Source organism: Streptomyces albidoflavus, from assembly GCF_000719955.1.
In the GTDB taxonomy this organism is placed as follows: Bacteria; Actinomycetota; Actinomycetes; order Streptomycetales; family Streptomycetaceae; genus Streptomyces; species Streptomyces albidoflavus.
Window position 1 is genome coordinate 124681 of record NZ_JOII01000027.1, and the last position, 14190, is coordinate 138870.

11 protein-coding genes are annotated in these 14190 nt (G+C 75.0%); 5 read left to right on the forward strand and 6 right to left on the reverse strand.

What is annotated here, in order from left to right; all coding sequences use genetic code 11:
* Positions 1-159: 159 nt before the first annotated feature.
* Positions 160-1506 (reverse strand): GH39 family glycosyl hydrolase, encoded by a 1347-nt coding sequence (locus IF45_RS0123950; RefSeq protein WP_030309478.1) that lies wholly within the window; start codon positions 1504-1506, stop codon positions 160-162.
* Between the two features lie 151 nt (positions 1507-1657).
* Between IF45_RS0123950 and IF45_RS0123955 the strand changes: the two genes are divergently transcribed.
* A complete protein-coding gene (locus IF45_RS0123955) occupies positions 1658-2827 on the forward strand; it encodes a DUF5925 domain-containing protein (RefSeq protein ID WP_030309480.1) in 1170 nt (389 codons plus the stop codon).
* Between the two features lie 78 nt (positions 2828-2905).
* On the opposite strand, the gene IF45_RS0123960 is transcribed toward IF45_RS0123955, so the two are convergent.
* Positions 2906-3292, reverse strand: coding sequence for a GntR family transcriptional regulator (locus IF45_RS0123960; RefSeq protein ID WP_010636767.1), 387 nt, complete (start codon positions 3290-3292; stop codon positions 2906-2908).
* 175 nt (positions 3293-3467) lie between these two features.
* Here IF45_RS0123960 and IF45_RS0123965 point away from each other — a divergent pair, with 175 nt between their 5' ends.
* The 3 genes from IF45_RS0123965 (at position 3468) to IF45_RS0123975 (ending at position 6050) form a co-directional block, all read left to right on the forward strand.
* Complete coding sequence (locus IF45_RS0123965) at positions 3468-4385, forward strand: GNAT family N-acetyltransferase (RefSeq protein WP_010636769.1); 918 nt, start codon at positions 3468-3470, stop codon at positions 4383-4385.
* Positions 4366-4875, forward strand: coding sequence for a ribonuclease FAU-1 family protein (locus tag IF45_RS0123970; RefSeq protein ID WP_008409552.1), 510 nt, complete (start codon positions 4366-4368; stop codon positions 4873-4875). The genes IF45_RS0123965 and IF45_RS0123970 overlap by 20 nt, the downstream gene beginning before the upstream one ends.
* Before the next feature lie 179 nt (positions 4876-5054).
* Positions 5055-6050, forward strand: coding sequence for a lytic polysaccharide monooxygenase auxiliary activity family 9 protein (locus IF45_RS0123975; protein WP_030309482.1), 996 nt, complete (start codon positions 5055-5057; stop codon positions 6048-6050).
* Positions 6051-6163: 113 nt separating this feature from the next.
* Here the strand turns inward: IF45_RS0123975 and IF45_RS0123980 are convergent, their stop codons facing one another.
* The 3 genes from IF45_RS0123980 to IF45_RS0123990 form a co-directional block, all read right to left on the reverse strand.
* Positions 6164-7036: an esterase/lipase family protein gene (locus IF45_RS0123980; protein ID WP_003947296.1), complete on the reverse strand. Its 873-nt coding sequence runs from the start codon at positions 7034-7036 to the stop codon at positions 6164-6166.
* A 199-nt stretch (positions 7037-7235) separates the two neighbouring features.
* The gene (locus tag IF45_RS0123985) at positions 7236-8207 is read right to left on the reverse strand and encodes a DNA polymerase Y family protein (protein ID WP_018895416.1); all 972 of its coding nucleotides are present in this window, start codon (positions 8205-8207) and stop codon (positions 7236-7238) included.
* Entirely contained in the window at positions 8204-11722 is a 3519-nt protein-coding gene (locus IF45_RS0123990) for a DNA polymerase III subunit alpha (protein ID WP_015508104.1), read from the reverse strand. Before IF45_RS0123990 ends, IF45_RS0123985 begins: the two co-directional genes overlap by 4 nt.
* Positions 11723-11910: 188 nt before the next feature.
* Between IF45_RS0123990 and IF45_RS0123995 the strand changes: the two genes are divergently transcribed.
* Positions 11911-12969, forward strand: a complete 1059-nt coding sequence (locus IF45_RS0123995; protein WP_030309484.1) for a membrane protein — start codon at positions 11911-11913, stop codon at positions 12967-12969.
* Positions 12970-13027: 58 nt separating this feature from the next.
* On the opposite strand, the gene IF45_RS0124000 is transcribed toward IF45_RS0123995, so the two are convergent.
* On the reverse strand, positions 13028-14110 hold the full coding sequence (locus IF45_RS0124000) for a S1 family peptidase (protein ID WP_030309488.1): 1083 nt from the start codon (positions 14108-14110) through the stop codon (positions 13028-13030).
* Between the last annotated feature and the right edge of the window lie 80 nt (positions 14111-14190).

The following is a 14190-nucleotide window of genomic DNA, read 5'->3' on the forward strand; positions in this document are numbered from 1 at the left end:
AGGTTTCGGGTGGCGGGCGGGCTCCCTTGACGGTGGAGCGCGCATCACCACGTGTTGACAGACAGTCACCCTAAGGCCGGCGCAGGTGACCCCGTCCCGGCACCTGCCCATCTTTCACACAACGGCCACCGCCGGACGGCAGGGGACGGACTCCGTCGCTCACCCCCGCTCCAGCCACCTGACCTCGTACGCCTCCAGCCGCACCCGGGCCCCGGCGACGCGTACCGTCCGGGCGGTGGGGCGGTGGTTGACGATCAGGGTGGCGTGGTCGTCGGCGAGGACGGTGAGGCCGGGGGACGTGTCGCCGGGGACGGAGGTGAAGCGGGTGCCCGGGCCGAACTCGCGCTGGAAGCGGGCCAGGAGGTCGAGCATGGGCAGCGGGGTGCCGCCGTCGGGGAGGTGGGTGGGGCGCCAGAGGCAGCCGGGGCAGGGGGTGGTGGTGCGTTCGGGGTTCCAGTAGAAGGCGGTGGTGGCGCCGCCCCGGGCGAGGGCGGCGAGGCCGGCGGCGTGGACGGCGCGGCGGCGGGGTTCGGGCCAGCCGGCGCGCTGGTCGTCGGCGTCGCCGGGTTCGACGTAGTACTCGGCCCACCAGAGCGGGAGCCCGCCGGTCTCCTCGCGGACCCAGCGGCCGACGTCGGTGAACTTGGCGGTGGCGGCGAAGGCGTCCGGGACCAGCTCGCCGTCGGTGGTGTAGCTGGAGCCGTCGGCCACCACGAAGTCGGCACCGTCCTTGTGCCGGTTCCAGTACCGGAAGGCGTCCACGGTCCGCCGGTCGAGCGCGCCCCAGTCGCCGCGCACCTCGCGGGAGGCGCCCTCGGTGCGGCCGGGCGGGAAACTGTCCATGACGAGGTAGGGGCCGCCGACGCGGAGGGCGGGGTCGACCTCCTTGAGGGCGCGGCGGACCTGGTTGTACAGCTCGGTGTAGCCCTCGTGGTCCCAGCGGCCCTCGGCCTCGTTCCAGAAGCCCTTGAACTCGTTCCAGACGAGGTAGTGGCGGACCTGGGGGTAGCGGCGGGCGGTGGTCGCGGCGAGCTCGGCGAAGTCGGCGAAGTGCTCGGGGTCGGGGGCGCGTTCCAGGGACCGGGTGCTCCAGTCGGTGCGCCCCTCCCTCCCGCCCTTCATCCAGTCGGGCGCGCAGCACAGGGTGATCACGGGGGTGGCCCCGGTCTCCTCGGCGAGCGCGATCCGGCGGTCCATCGCGGCGAAGTCGTACGTACCGGGCCGGGGTTCGGGGTTGGCGGAGCCCCAGCCCATCAGGTGCTGGACCTGTGGCAGGCCGGTGCCCTCCAGGGTCGTGCGGGCCCGGCGCACCGCCCGGTCCTCGCCCGCGTCGGCGCTGTGCTGGGTGTGGGTGAAGCCCCAGCCCAGCTCGGCGGGCGGGGCCGGGTCGTCGGGCGGGCCGCCGGAACAGGCGGCGAGGAGCAGGAGGGCGAGGGCGAGGGCGGCGGCCAGGAGCGCCAGGCGCCTCCGGCCGGCCGCGGCGCGCCGCCCCTCGTGGTCTCGCATCGCCTCCAGGGTAGGCAGCGCGCCGGGCGGTGGCACCGGTTCCGCCGGGAAACCGGGAAACCGGGAAGCCGGCCCGCGACACGCCGTCGCCGCTCAGGTGGGGCGGGGTGCGGGGAAAACCGCGTGCGTTCCGGGCCCGCGCTCGCCGACCATGGCGGACATGGCCGAGCACCAGGAGACCCCGATCGAGACGACGACGCCCACCCCCGCCCGCACGCCGGACACCCTTCCCGCCCCGCTGGCCGGGCTGCTGGAGACCCGGCTCAACCTCGACGGGGACTGCTCCCCGGTCGACGTGGTGGACGCCCTGTTCCTCTCCCGGTTCGCCACCGGCGAGCAGGCGTACGCGCACAGCGGGACGGTGGAGAAGCTGAAGCCCGGCGCCCCCGAGCTGCCGGACGGCGCCACCGTGGTCCGTACGGTGAAGGACGGCGACCGGGGCCGGGTGCTGGCCGAGGGCGAGGGCTGGACCATGCTCGTCTCCCGGTGGACCCGGGGCTGCGAGCTGACCGTGACCGCGACCAGCCCCGAACTCGCCGCCGACCTGGTCAGGAAGACCCTGGACGGCGCGGAGGACGAGCCGGACCCGCAGCCCGAGGACGTGGCGATGGGGTTCTGGTACCTCTCGCCGCGGCGCGGCCCGTACCGCACCACCCGGCAGATCAGCGCCGGGACCTGGGAGGAGGTACGGGGCAACTACACGGCGCCGGTCGCCGAGGCGATGGACGGGCTGATGAAGACCACGCCGGACGAGGTGGCGGGGCGGCTGCTGTTGCTGCACGGTCCGCCCGGCACGGGGAAGACCTCGGCGCTGCGCACGCTGGCGCGGTCGTGGCGGGACTGGTGCCAGGTGGACTGCGTCCTCGACCCGGAGCGGCTCTTCTCCGACGTCGGCTACCTGATGGACATCGCCATCGGCGAGGACGGCGGCGACGGCGAGGCCCGCTGGCGGCTGCTGCTCCTGGAGGACTGCGACGAGCTGATCCGGGGCGAGGCGAAGAGCTCGACGGGCCAGGCCCTGTCCCGGCTGCTCAACCTCACCGACGGCCTGCTCGGCCAGGGCCGCAACGTGCTGGTCGGCGTCACCACCAACGAGCCGCTGGAGCGGCTGCACCCCGCCGTGGTGCGGCCCGGCCGCTGTCTGGCCCGGATCGAGGTGGGCGGGCTCACCCGCGACGAGGCGGTCTCCTGGCTCGGCACCTCCGAGGGCGTCGGCCGGGAGGGCGCCACCCTCGCCGAGCTGTACGCGCTGCGGCGCGGGACCGGACCGACCGACCTGCCCGACCAGCGCGCGGGGGCCGACGCGGGGCTGTACCTGTGAGGGCGGTACCTGTGAGGGCTGTACCTGTCGAGGCGGGGCGCCGGTCCTGACGGCGCGTCAGGCTGGCGCCCCGGCCCGTCAGCGGGTGCGGTAGGCGGCCCGCAGCGCCTCCTCGACGGCGGTGCGGGCGCTCTCGGCGTCTAGGCCGAGCCGCCGCGCCCGCTGCGCGTAGGCGGCGGCCGCCGCCGCGGCCTCCTTGTCGGCGGCCTCCCCGGCCGCGGCCACGAAGGTGCCGTTGCGGCCGCGGGTCTCGATCACCCCGTCGGCCTCCAGTGCCCGGTACGCCTTGGCGGCGGTGTTGGCGGCGATGCCGAGGCGTTCGGCGAGGCCGCGCACGGTCGGCAGCCGGTGCCCGACGGGCAGGGCGCCGGAGCGGGCCAGTTCGGAGAGGCGGGCCCGCACCTGCTCGTAGGGGGCGGTGGGGTCGCGGGGGTCGATCTCGATGTGGATGTCGTCGGCTGTCACGCGGCGATTGTCCCGTACCGGTGACGCTCCGCCGGTACGGCGTGGAGGGCCGGGAGCGGGCCGGTGCTGCGGGCTCCGGCCAGGGCGGCCGCGTACCGGGGCCGCCGCGCGAGGGACGCCGGGCGTACGGAAATTGACGCGACTCGGGGGACCGCCAGGACCTAGCGTCACGCGCATGACGATCACGGTGAGAGATTTCCGGCCCGACGACGCGGAAGCGGTCGTACGGGTGCTGCGGGAGGCGATCCCGCCCCTGCTGACCACGGCCGAGGCGCAGGTGTGGGAGCGGGAGCACACCGCCGAGGCGGCCCGGCAGCGCCTGCTGGTGGCTGAGGTGGACGGCGAGGTGGTCGGCCGCTGCCAGACGGGGCTGGCCCACGAGAGCCCGACCCCGGGCAACGCCTACGTCAACACCTACGTCCGCCCGGACCGGCGGGGCCGGGGCGCGGGTACCGCGCTGGTGGCGGCGGCCGAGGCGTATCTGCGCGAGGTGGGCGCGGAGCGTGCCTACAGCTGGGTGCTGGGCGACGAGGAGAGCCTCGCCTACGCCGGGCGCCACGGCTACGCCGCGCGCCGCCCGGCCCACTTCCTGCGGCTCGACCTGACGGCCCCGCTGCCGCCGCTGCCCGAGGTGCCGGCCGGGGTGGAGCTGGTGGACTGCACGGCCTTCGCCGACGATCCGCGTCCGGTCTTCGAGCTGGACGCGGCGGTGACCGCCGACGAGCCGAGTGACGTCGGCGCCGAGCTGGACGACTACGCCGAGTGGCTGGAGTCGACCTGGGGCCACCCCTGCCAGTCCCGGGAGCTGGCCACGCTGGCGCTGGTGGACGGGCGGCCGGTGGCGTTCAGCGCGGTGGTGACCGACGGGGTGAGCCGGATGTCCTCGGCGATGACCGGGACGCTGCGGGAGTACCGGGGGCGGGGGCTGGCGAGCCTGGCGAAGACCGCCACGCTCCACAAGGCGCGGGCGGCCGGCCTGCGGGAGGCGTTCACCGGGAACGACGCGGAGAACGCCCCGATGCTCGCCGTCAACCGCAAGTTCGGCTACGAGATCTGCGCGACGGAGGTACGCCATGTCCGCGAGCTGGGCTGACGCCCCGTCCGCCGGCACGGTCGGCGTACGGCTGGTCAAGCACGGCCGCACCAAGATCACGTACCCGGCGCACCTGCTGGCCGACGACGGGGAGCGGGTCACCGTGCGCGCGCCGTGGGCGGGCGAGGGGGTGCGGGACTTCGGCTTCGTGCGGTTCGAGCCGGGGGACGTGTTCACCGAGCACTTCTGGCGGAGCCGCTGGTACGCGGTGAAGGAGGTGCGGGACGCCGCGGGCGCCCTGAAGGGCTGGTACTGCGACGTGACCCGCCCGGCCGGTCTGGCGGACGGCGTGCTGGTGGTGGAGGACCTCGACCTGGACCTGTGGGTCCCGGCCGACGGCGGCGAGGTGCTGCGGCTGGACGAGGACGAGTTCGCGGCGAGCGGTCTGGAGCGGAGCGACCCGGTGGCGGCCGCGGCGGCCTGGGCGGCGCTGGACGCGCTGGAGGAGCGGGCGCGGGCCGGGCGGCTGACGGAGCTGACGGCCCGTTGAGGGTGGTGTGGGCTCCCGTCCGATGGGCCGCTTAGCGCGATCTTAAGAGGACCATAAGGATCGGCCCCCGGGCGGATTTCCGGGTGGAACGGGCTGGTCGGGAGGCTAGTTTTCGGTGGCGGCCGAGGTCCCGGGTGACCGGGCCGCACCCGATCGACGACCCTGCGAGGAGCCCGCCCATGACCGTTCGCCGCACCGCCGCCAGGACCGCCGCCCTGCTCGCCGTCCCGCTGGCGCTGACCGTGCTCGGCGCTTCCCCGGCCGGGGCGCACGGCACGATGACGGACCCGGTCAGCCGGGTCTCGGCCTGCTACGCGGAGGGGCCGGAGAGCCCGTCGTCCGACGCCTGCAAGGCCGCGGTCGCCGCAAGCGGCGCGCAGGCGTTCTACGACTGGAACGAGGTCAACCTCCCGGACGTGGCGGGCCGCCACCGCGAGGTCGTCCCCGACGGCAAGCTGTGCAGCGCGGGCCGCGAGAAGTACCAGGGCCTGGACCTGCCGCGCGCCGACTGGCCCTCCTCGCCGCTGAGCGCGGGCAAGCACACCTTCCGCTACCGGGCGACCGCCCCGCACGCGGGCACCATCGAGCTGTACCTGACGAAGGAGGGGTACGACCCGGCGAAGCCGCTGAACTGGTCGGACCTGGAGGAGAAGCCCTTCGCCACCGCCGAGCAGCCGCAGGCGACCGGCGGCGAGTACGTCTTCGAGGGCACCGTCCCCGAGCGGACCGGGCGCCACCTCGTCTACAGCGTGTGGCAGCGCTCGGACAGCCCCGAAGCGTTCTACACCTGCTCGGACGTGGTCTTCGGCGGCGGTGCGGCGGGCGCACCGGCGGCCGAGGCGCCCACCGAGGAGCAGATCGCCTCGGGCACGGAGAAGTCCACCGTCTCCCACGAGGGCCACGGCGGGGACACCGCCGAGGAGAAGGCGGCGGCCGCCGCGCACGGCGAGGGCCACGAGGGACACGAGGCCGCCGGCGAGAACAACGCCCCCGAGGCGAAGGGCGCGGCCGGCGCCGCCGTCGAGGAGAAGCCGGCGGCCGCCGGGAACCTCGCCGAGACCGGCGGCGACAGCGTCACCCCGTACGTGGCGATCGGCGGTGCGGGCGCGCTCGCCCTCGGCGCCGCCTTCCTCTTCGCCTCGGCCCGCCGCCGCGCGGTCGGCTCCCGTCACTGACGCCGCCCGCGCGTTCCGCCTCACCCCACCTGCCCTGACGGGCCGAAGGGCCGTCGCCGTCTCCCTGGCCGGGGAGCGGTGGCGGCCCTTCGGGGTGTGCGGGGGCGGCGGGGTCAGTTGATGACGGAGCCGCAGTTGGTCGGGGTGGCGTTGGCCGGGTCGAGGGCGTTGGCCACCTCGTGGAAGGCGATGCGGTCGATGGTGCCGATGGCGACGTGCTCGGAGATGTTGACCGGGCAGAGGTCCTGGACCAGCACGTTGCGGACGTTCGGCCCGTCCAGGTACTGGCTCCGGTAGGGCGTGACGACCTGGTCGTAACGGGTGGCGATGACGGTGTACTGGACGCCCGGCACCGTGTCGCCGCCCTCGTTGAGCCGGGTGAGGAAGGGCGAGCCGGCGATCTGGTCGGCGAGGGCGGGGGTCTTGTCGTTCAGGAACTTCTCGGCGCCGGGGAAGTGCGGCAGGAGCTTGGTGAGGCCGAGCAGGGTGGTGCCGTGGTTGTCGGGGGCGATGCCGACCAGGGCGTTCACCTTGTCGGCGCCGCCGAGGAACTTGAGGTAGTGGCGGGGCATCATGCCGCCCTGCGAGTGGCCGACCAGGTCGGCCTCGGGGGCGCCGGTGGCGGCGAGCACCTTGTCGACGAAGTCCCGCAGCTGCTCGGCCGACTTGTCGATCGGGCCGAGGCCGTGGATGAGGGGCACGCCGGGCAGTTGTCCGTAGTCGAGCGAGAAGACGCAGTAGCCCCGGTTGACCAGGTACGGCGCGAGCACCAGCCAGTTGTCGACGGAGTTGGCGAAGGTGCCGTGGACCAGGACGACCGGGCGGGGGTGCGCGGCGGACGGCTTGCAGCTGTAGTCGTTCCAGCCGCTGCTCGCCGTGGCCTGTGCGGTGGGGGCGGCGGAGGCGGTGGCGGCGGGGGTGAGCACCGCGGCGGCGGTGAGGGCGAGGGCGGCGAGCGGGCGCAGCCATCTCTTCCAGGGCAGCATGGGACGGACTCCTTGCGACGCGGGTGGGGTTCGGGTCGGGGCAGCCCTGTGATCCGGATCACGAGGTGTCGTGCTCCGGTCAAGTTACGCAGGAGTAGCGGCCGGAGGGAAGTTACGTGCCGGTAAAAACTGGTGGCGCGTCAGCCGCGTGCCCGTTCCGTACGTGCGTGCCCGAGGCGGACCACGGCCCGGCCTCGTCTCACGCCGCCAGCGTCCCCGGCAGGACCGCCCCCGGGCCGAAGCGGGCGCGGGCGCGGTCGGCGGCGGCTTCCAGGCGGTGGAGTTTCTCGTCGGTGGGGTCGAAGGTGAGCTGGTGGGCGGCGTGTTCGGCGGGGGTGAGGCCCTCGGCGCGCAGGGCGAGGGCGCGGACCCGGGCGCGCTGGAGGCCGAGGGCGTCGTGGAGGGCGTAGGCGGTGGCGGTGAGGGCGGTGGTGTGGGCGGTCGGTTCGGGAAGGGTGCGGCTGCGGGTGGTGGTGGAGCGGTCGGCGTAGCGGACGGTCAGGGCCAGTGCCCGGGTCACCTGGTCCGTGCCGCGCATCCGGAGTCCCAGTTCGGTGGTGAGGGAGAGCAGGGCGCGGCGCTGGGAGTCGCGGTCCAGTTCGTCGCGGCCGAAGAGCCGTTCGGCGGCGAGCGACTGGGCGGCGGCGTTGCGGACGACCGGGGTCCGGTCGATGCCGCGGGCCTTCTCGTGCAGTTCGCGCCCGGTCCGGGCGGTGGTGAGCCGCTGGAGGGTGCCGAGCGGGGCGGCGGCGAGGCGGCCGACGGTGTCCAGGCCGTAGGCGCAGAGGGTACGGGCGGTGCCGGGGCCCACGCCGGGCAGGGCGACGACCGGGCGCGGGTGGAGGAAGCCAGCGACGGCCTCGGGGGTGTCGGGGACCAGCAGGGTGGTGCCGGGCTCGGCCTGCCGGGCGGCCATCCGGGCCAGCAGCGGGTTGCCGGCGACGCCGATGGTGCAGGCGGTCCCGGTGTGGGCGAGGGCGCGGACCCGCAGGACGGAGGCGAGGCGCTCGGCGTCCTGCCCGAAGTAGCGCAGCGCGCCGCGCACGTCGACCAGGAGGGTGTCGGGCGGTACGGCCTGGACGAGGGGGCTGACGTCCTCGGCGAGCCGGGCCAGCTCCGGCAGGAGGGCTTCGCGCTCCGCGCCCAGGCGGAACCTGATGCAGAGGATCATCCGGCGCTCCCCTGGCTGCGGTGCCACAGCCGCCCGTTCCCGGCGGTCTCGGGGCGGGTGATCCCGGCGGGGGCGGGCGGGGTCCCGGTGGCGTCGGGGCCGGGGCCGGCCGGGCGGAGGTCGGCCCAGGCGTTCATCTCGTAGCCGGTGCTCATCCGGATGCGGCGGCCGGGCGCGGCCCCGGGGCTCTGGTCCGGGTCGGCGGCGAGGTGGGCGGCGACCGCCTCCAGCCCCTGTTCGCGGCGGAGTTCGATGAGGTCGGCGAGGTTCCAGGCGGCGGTGCCGACCACGCTGAGGCTGCGCGCGCCCCGGCGCTGCACCGTGCCGCGGACCAGCAGCAGCCAGGAGTGGAAGACGGTGTGGGCGCACGCCTCGTGGCTGTCGTCGAAGAAGGCGAGGTCGACCAGGCCGGTGGAGTCGTCGAGGGTGGTGAAGACGACCCGGCGGCCGGAGCGGACCGGCGGGGTCTGGGTGGCAACCTTGGCGCCGGCCACCAGCACGGTGCTGCCGTGCGAGGCGCCGCGCAGCGACCGGGCGGAGGTGACCCGCAGCTCTTCGAGGAAGTCGCGGTGGTCGTCCATGAGGTTGCGGGAGGCGTCCATGCCGAGGACGCCCAGTTCGGCGCTGAGCCGCTCGGTCTCGTCCAGGTCGGGCAGTCCGGCGGAGGGGACGCGGCGGGCGCCGGGCGCGGAGTCGGCGCCGAGCAGGGTGGGCTGGGCGGCGGCGCCGCGCGGGCGGCCCCGGTGGAGTTCGGTGAGGTGGAGCAGGAGGTCGCGGCGGTTGGCGCCGAACGCGTCGAGCGCCCCGACCTGGGCGAGCCGTTCGGCGACGGGGCGGCCGGGCCGGGCGCGCTGCCAGAAGTCGAGGAGCGAGGTGTAGGGGGCGTGCTCCTCGATCCGGGCGGCCTCGGCCTCACTGATGCCGTGCACGTCGCTGAGGGCGAGGCGGACGCCCCACCGGCCGGGCCGCTCCCCGTCACCGGACACCAGTTCGATCCGGTGGGTGGTGCCGGACCGGTTCACGTCGAGCGGCAGCACGGGCACCCCGCGCCGGCGGGCGTCGGCGAGCAGCAGCCGCTTGGGGTACATGCCCGGGTCGTGGGTGAGCAGCCCGGCGTAGAAGGCGGCCGGGTGGTGGGCCTTGAGCCAGGCCGACTGGTAGGTGGGGACGGCGAAGGCGACGGCGTGCGCCTTGCAGAAGCCGTAGCTGCCGAACGCCTCGACGATCTCCCAGGTACGGGCGATCACCTCGGCGGTGTAGCCGCGGGCGGCGGCGTGCTGGGCGAACCAGACGCGTAGCCGGCCCTGGGCGTCGGGGTCGGAGAGGGCGCGGCGGACCTGGTCGGCGCGGTCGCGGCCGCAGCCGGTGAGGACGGAGACGATCTCGATGATCTGCTCGTGGAAGACGACGACGCCGTAGGTGTCGCGCAGGGCGTCCTCCAGGTCGGGGTGGGGGTAGCGGACGGGGGCGCGGCCGTGCCGGGCCTCGATGAAGGGGCGGACCATGTCGGCGGCGACCGGGCCGGGGCGGAACAGCGAGATGTCCACGACCAGGTCGTGGAAGCTGTCCGGCTGGAGCCGTCCGACCAGGTCGCGCTGTCCGGGCGACTCGATCTGGAAGCAGCCGAGGGTCTCGGCGGAGCGGACCAGCGCGTAGGTGGCCGGGTCGGCGAGGGCCGGGTCGGCCTGGCGGTCGAGATCGAGGGGTTCGCCGGTGGCGCGTTCGACCTCGGCGGTGGCGTGGGCCATCGCGGACTGCATACGGACGCCGAGCACGTCGAGTTTGAGCAGGCCGAGGTCCTCCACGTCCTCCTTGTCGAACTGGGACATCGGCAGTTGTTCGCCGCTGGTGGGGACGACGGGGGTGCGGGCGGTGAGGGAGGCGTCGGAGAGAAGGACGCCGCACGGGTGCATGGCGACCCCGCGCGGCAGCGCGTCCAGCTCCTCGACCAGTTGCCAGAGCCGGTCGCGGCCGCCGAACTCCTCGTTGATCTGCTTCAGTTCGGGCAGTTCGGCGAGGGCCGCGCGGGCGTCCCGGGCCCGGATGTGCGGGAACGCCTTGGCGATGCGGTCGATGTCGGCGGGGTCCATGGACAGGGCGGCGCCCACGTCGCGTACGGCGTGCCGGACCCGGTAGGTCTCGGGCATGGCGACGGTGGCGACCCGTTCGGCGCCGAAGCGGCCGAGGATCGCCCGGTAGACCTCCAGGCGGCGGGCGGACTCCACGTCGATGTCGATGTCGGGCAGGACGGCCCGGCGTTTGGAGAGGAACCGTTCCATGAGCAGCCCGTGCTCGACCGGGTCGGCGTGGGCGATGCCGAGCAGGTGGTTGACGAGGGAGCCGGCGCCGGAGCCCCGGGCGGCGACCCGTACCCCGAGGTCGCGGACGTCGTCGACGACCTGGGCGACGGTGAGGAAGTACGTGGCGAAGCCGTGGTGGCCGATGATGTCCAGCTCGTGGTGGAGCCGGTCCCAGTACGCGGCCTTCCGGTCGTGGCCCAGGCGGACCATGCCGGCGGCGGCCCGGGAGGCGAGCACCCGCTGCGCGGTGCGGCGCCCGGCGCCCACCAGCGCGGCCTCGGGGAAGCGGACCGCGCCGATGCCGAGGTCGTCCTCGGGGTCGACGAGGCAGGCGTCGGCGGTGCGGCGGGTCTCGGCGAGGAGCCGGGCGGCGCCCTCGGGCCCGAGCCCGGCGGCCTCGGCGATCCGCTCGGCGGTACGGGCCATGGCGGCGGCGTCCTTCAGCCACCGCTCGCCGCTGTCCAGGCCCCGGCGCGGGTCGACCGGGACCAGCCGGCGGGCGGCGTCCAGGACGTCGGCGGCCGGGCCGGAGCCGGGGTCGGCGTAGCGGACGGCGTTGGTGAGGACGGCGGGGACGCCCTGGTCGGCGGCGAAGCCGACGGTGCGGGCGGCGAGGCGGAGCGAGCCGGGGCCGGTGCCGCTCAGCCCGTGGTGGACGGCTTCCAGGCGGAGCGCGTCGCCGTACACCTCGCGCCAAGGGGCGAGGAGCCGCGCGGCCCGGTCGGGGCGGCCGGCGGCGAGGGCGCGGCCGACGTCGGAGGCGGGGCCGAGCAGGACGGTGACGCCCTCGCCGTGGTTCTCCCGCCAGGGCAGCAGGGGCTGGTCGGTGCCGGCCGCGTGGGCGGCGGTGACCAGGCGGCAGAGGGTGGCCCAGCCGGTGGCGCCGTCCCGGGCGAGGTAGGTGACGCGGGCGGCGGACTCGTCGATGAAGGCGCCGCCGCGCACCGGGACCCGGCCCTGCGGGCGGGGGCGCTCGCCGACGGCGAGTTCGACGCCGAAGAGGGGCCGGACCCCGGCGGTGGCGGCGGCCTTGGCGAAGCGGACGGCTCCGGCGAGGGTGTCCCGGTCGGTGAGGGCGACGGCGTCCATGCCGCGTTCGGCGGCGCGCTCGGCGAGGAGCCCGGGGTGCGAGGCGCCGTACCGCAGGGAGTACCCCGAGACGGTGTGCAGATGCGTGAACCCCACCGCGCACACCTCCGGAATCTTGGCTTCCACTCACCCCCGCCCTCCACCATAGACCAGGTTTCGAACATCCGTACGATAACCGTACGCGGCCTGCCCCGCCCCGCTCGCGGCCCTCCATGACCTGCGCTTCTTCTCACACCCCGGACAGGGCTCCGCCCGGTCAGCCATTCGGACCGGTCCCGACTGCGGGGCCGGACGGGCGGCGACAGCGTGGGGGGATGTCGCACTCCGCCGGACCCGCCACGCCCCGGGGCCTCGCCGCCGAGCTGCGGGACGCGGTCACCCCGCGCACCACGCTGCTCGTCATCGGCGCCCTCGCCCTCCAGCTCCTCTTCATCGCCAGCTACGTGGGCGCGCTGCACGACCCCAGGCCGCACCACGTCCCCTTCGGGGTGGCCGTCCCGGGCGCGGCGGGGCAGAGCCAGGAGCTGGCCGCCCGGCTCGACGGGCTCGACGGGGACCCGCTGGACGCGCGGACGGTCGCCGACGAGGCCGAGGCCCGCCACCAGATCATGGAGCGGAAGATCGACGGGGCCCTGGTGGTGGACCCTCGGGGCACCACCGACCGGCTGCTGGTAGCCTCCGGCGGCGGCACCGTGCTGGCCACGTCACTGGAGCAGATCATCACCAGGGCGGACGCCGCCGAGGACCGCCAGGTGCGGACGGTGGACGTCGCCCCCGCCGGCGACGACGACTTCAACGGCCTGTCCTCGTTCTACCTGGTCGTCGGCTGGTGCGTCGGCGGCTACCTCACCGCCTCCCTGCTGGCGATCAGCGCCGGCACCCGCCCGGCCAACGGGCGGCGCGCGGTGATCCGGCTCGCCACCATGGCGCTCTACGCGATCGCGGGGGGCCTGGGCGGCGCGGTGGTGGTCGGGCCGGTTCTCGGGGCGCTGCCCGGCAGCCTGTGGGGGCTGTGGGGGCTGGGCGCGCTGGTGGTCTTCTCCGTCGGGGCGCTGACGCTGGCCCTGGAGGCGGCGACCGGCGTGGTCGGCATCGGTCTGGCCGTGCTGATCGTGGTGGTCGGCGGCAACCCGAGCGCGGGCGGCGCCTTCCCGCTGCCGATGCTGCCGCCGTTCTGGGAGGCGATCGGCCCGGCCCTCCAGCCCGGCGCCGGGACCTGGGCGGCGCGCTCGATCGCGTACTTCGACGGGCGGGCGCTCACCGGTTCGCTGCTGGTGCTGGCGGCCTGGGCGGCCGGCGGCATCCTGGTGACCCTGGCGGCCTCCCTGTACCGGGGGGACCGGGAGCGGTCGCGGGGCCTGCCGCCGCAGTGAGGACACGCGAAACCCCGGCCGGGCTGGGACTCCGGCCGGGGTTCGGTTCAGCGGGGCGTCAGCCGATCTCGACGCCGTACGCGGAGAGCGCCTCCGGCACCGGCTGGAAGAAGGTCTCGCCGCCCGAGGAGCAGTCACCGCTGCCGCCGGAGGTGAGGCCCAGCGCCGTGGAGCCGTCGAAGAGCGAACCGCCGCTGTCGCCGGGCTCGGCGCAGACGGTGGTCTGGATCAGGCCCTCGACGACGTCGCCGCCGCCGTAGTTCACGGTGGCGTCGAGCGCCGTGACCTCGCCGGTGGAGACCTGCGTGGTGGAGCCGGAGCGGGTCACCGACTGGCCGACGGTGGCGTCACCGGCATCGGTGATGGCCTGGGTGCTGCCGTCGTACAGGTTCACCTCGCTGGGGTGCTCGGTGGAGCCGGTGTACTGGACCAGCCCGTAGTCGTCGCCGGGGAAGTTCGACTCGACCGTGGTGCCGATCTCCGAACCGCCCGAGGTCTCGGACCAGCTGGAGATCCCCTCGGTGCAGTGCCCGGCGGTGAGGAAGTACGGCTCGCCGCCCTTCACCACGTTGAAGCCGAGGGAGCAGCGGCCTCCGTCACCGTGGATGGCGTCGCCACCCGCGATGAACCGCTTGAACTCGCCCTTGGTCTGCTTGAGTTCGGCCTTGGAACCGAGCGCGTCCACCACCTTGGTGAGCTTCGCCAGCTCCTTGCCCTCGACCGTGCGGTCGGCGGTGACGACGACCTTGTTGCTGGTCGGGTCGATCGCCCACGAGGTGCCCGCGATGCTGGCCCGGTCCTTGAGGGTGGCCCGGGCGTCGTTCAGCGCGGTGAGGGAGTGCTCGACGATTCTGGCCTGGGCACCGGACGCCTCGACCTCGGTGGCGGCGGCCTCGTCGAGGACGTTCACCACCAGGTTCTTCGCCTTGGCGTCGTAGTACGTCCCGGCGGCCGCCTTGCCGAGGTCACCGGCGAGGGTGTCGGCGAGCTTGCCCGCGGAGGCGACCGAGAGGGTGCGCGGTTCGGCGCTCTGCGGCTCGCTGGCGTTGGCCGTCTGGAACGTCAGCCCGGCGGCGACCAGTGCGGCGATGCCGGCACCGGTCACGGCGACCCGCCGCTTGGGTATGCGTCGGTGGTTCACGTCACGTCCTCCTGTGGGGGGTTCGGCCGCCGGACCGCATGTGGGGGTCGGCCGGGCAGCCGGAAGGAACGGACCCGGAG

Coding starts and splice junctions, on each gene's coding strand:
- IF45_RS0123995 (WP_030309484.1), top strand. CDS start 11,911: ATGTCGCACTCCGCCGGACCCGCCACGCCCCGGGGCCTCGCCGCCGAG.
- IF45_RS0123950 (WP_030309478.1), bottom strand. CDS start 1,506: ATGCGAGACCACGAGGGGCGGCGCGCCGCGGCCGGCCGGAGGCGCCTG.
- IF45_RS0123970 (WP_008409552.1), top strand. CDS start 4,366: ATGTCCGCGAGCTGGGCTGACGCCCCGTCCGCCGGCACGGTCGGCGTA.
- IF45_RS0123985 (WP_018895416.1), bottom strand. CDS start 8,207: ATGATCCTCTGCATCAGGTTCCGCCTGGGCGCGGAGCGCGAAGCCCTC.
- IF45_RS0123965 (WP_010636769.1), top strand. CDS start 3,468: ATGACGATCACGGTGAGAGATTTCCGGCCCGACGACGCGGAAGCGGTC.
- IF45_RS0123955 (WP_030309480.1), top strand. CDS start 1,658: ATGGCGGACATGGCCGAGCACCAGGAGACCCCGATCGAGACGACGACG.
- IF45_RS0123980 (WP_003947296.1), bottom strand. CDS start 7,036: ATGCTGCCCTGGAAGAGATGGCTGCGCCCGCTCGCCGCCCTCGCCCTC.
- IF45_RS0123975 (WP_030309482.1), top strand. CDS start 5,055: ATGACCGTTCGCCGCACCGCCGCCAGGACCGCCGCCCTGCTCGCCGTC.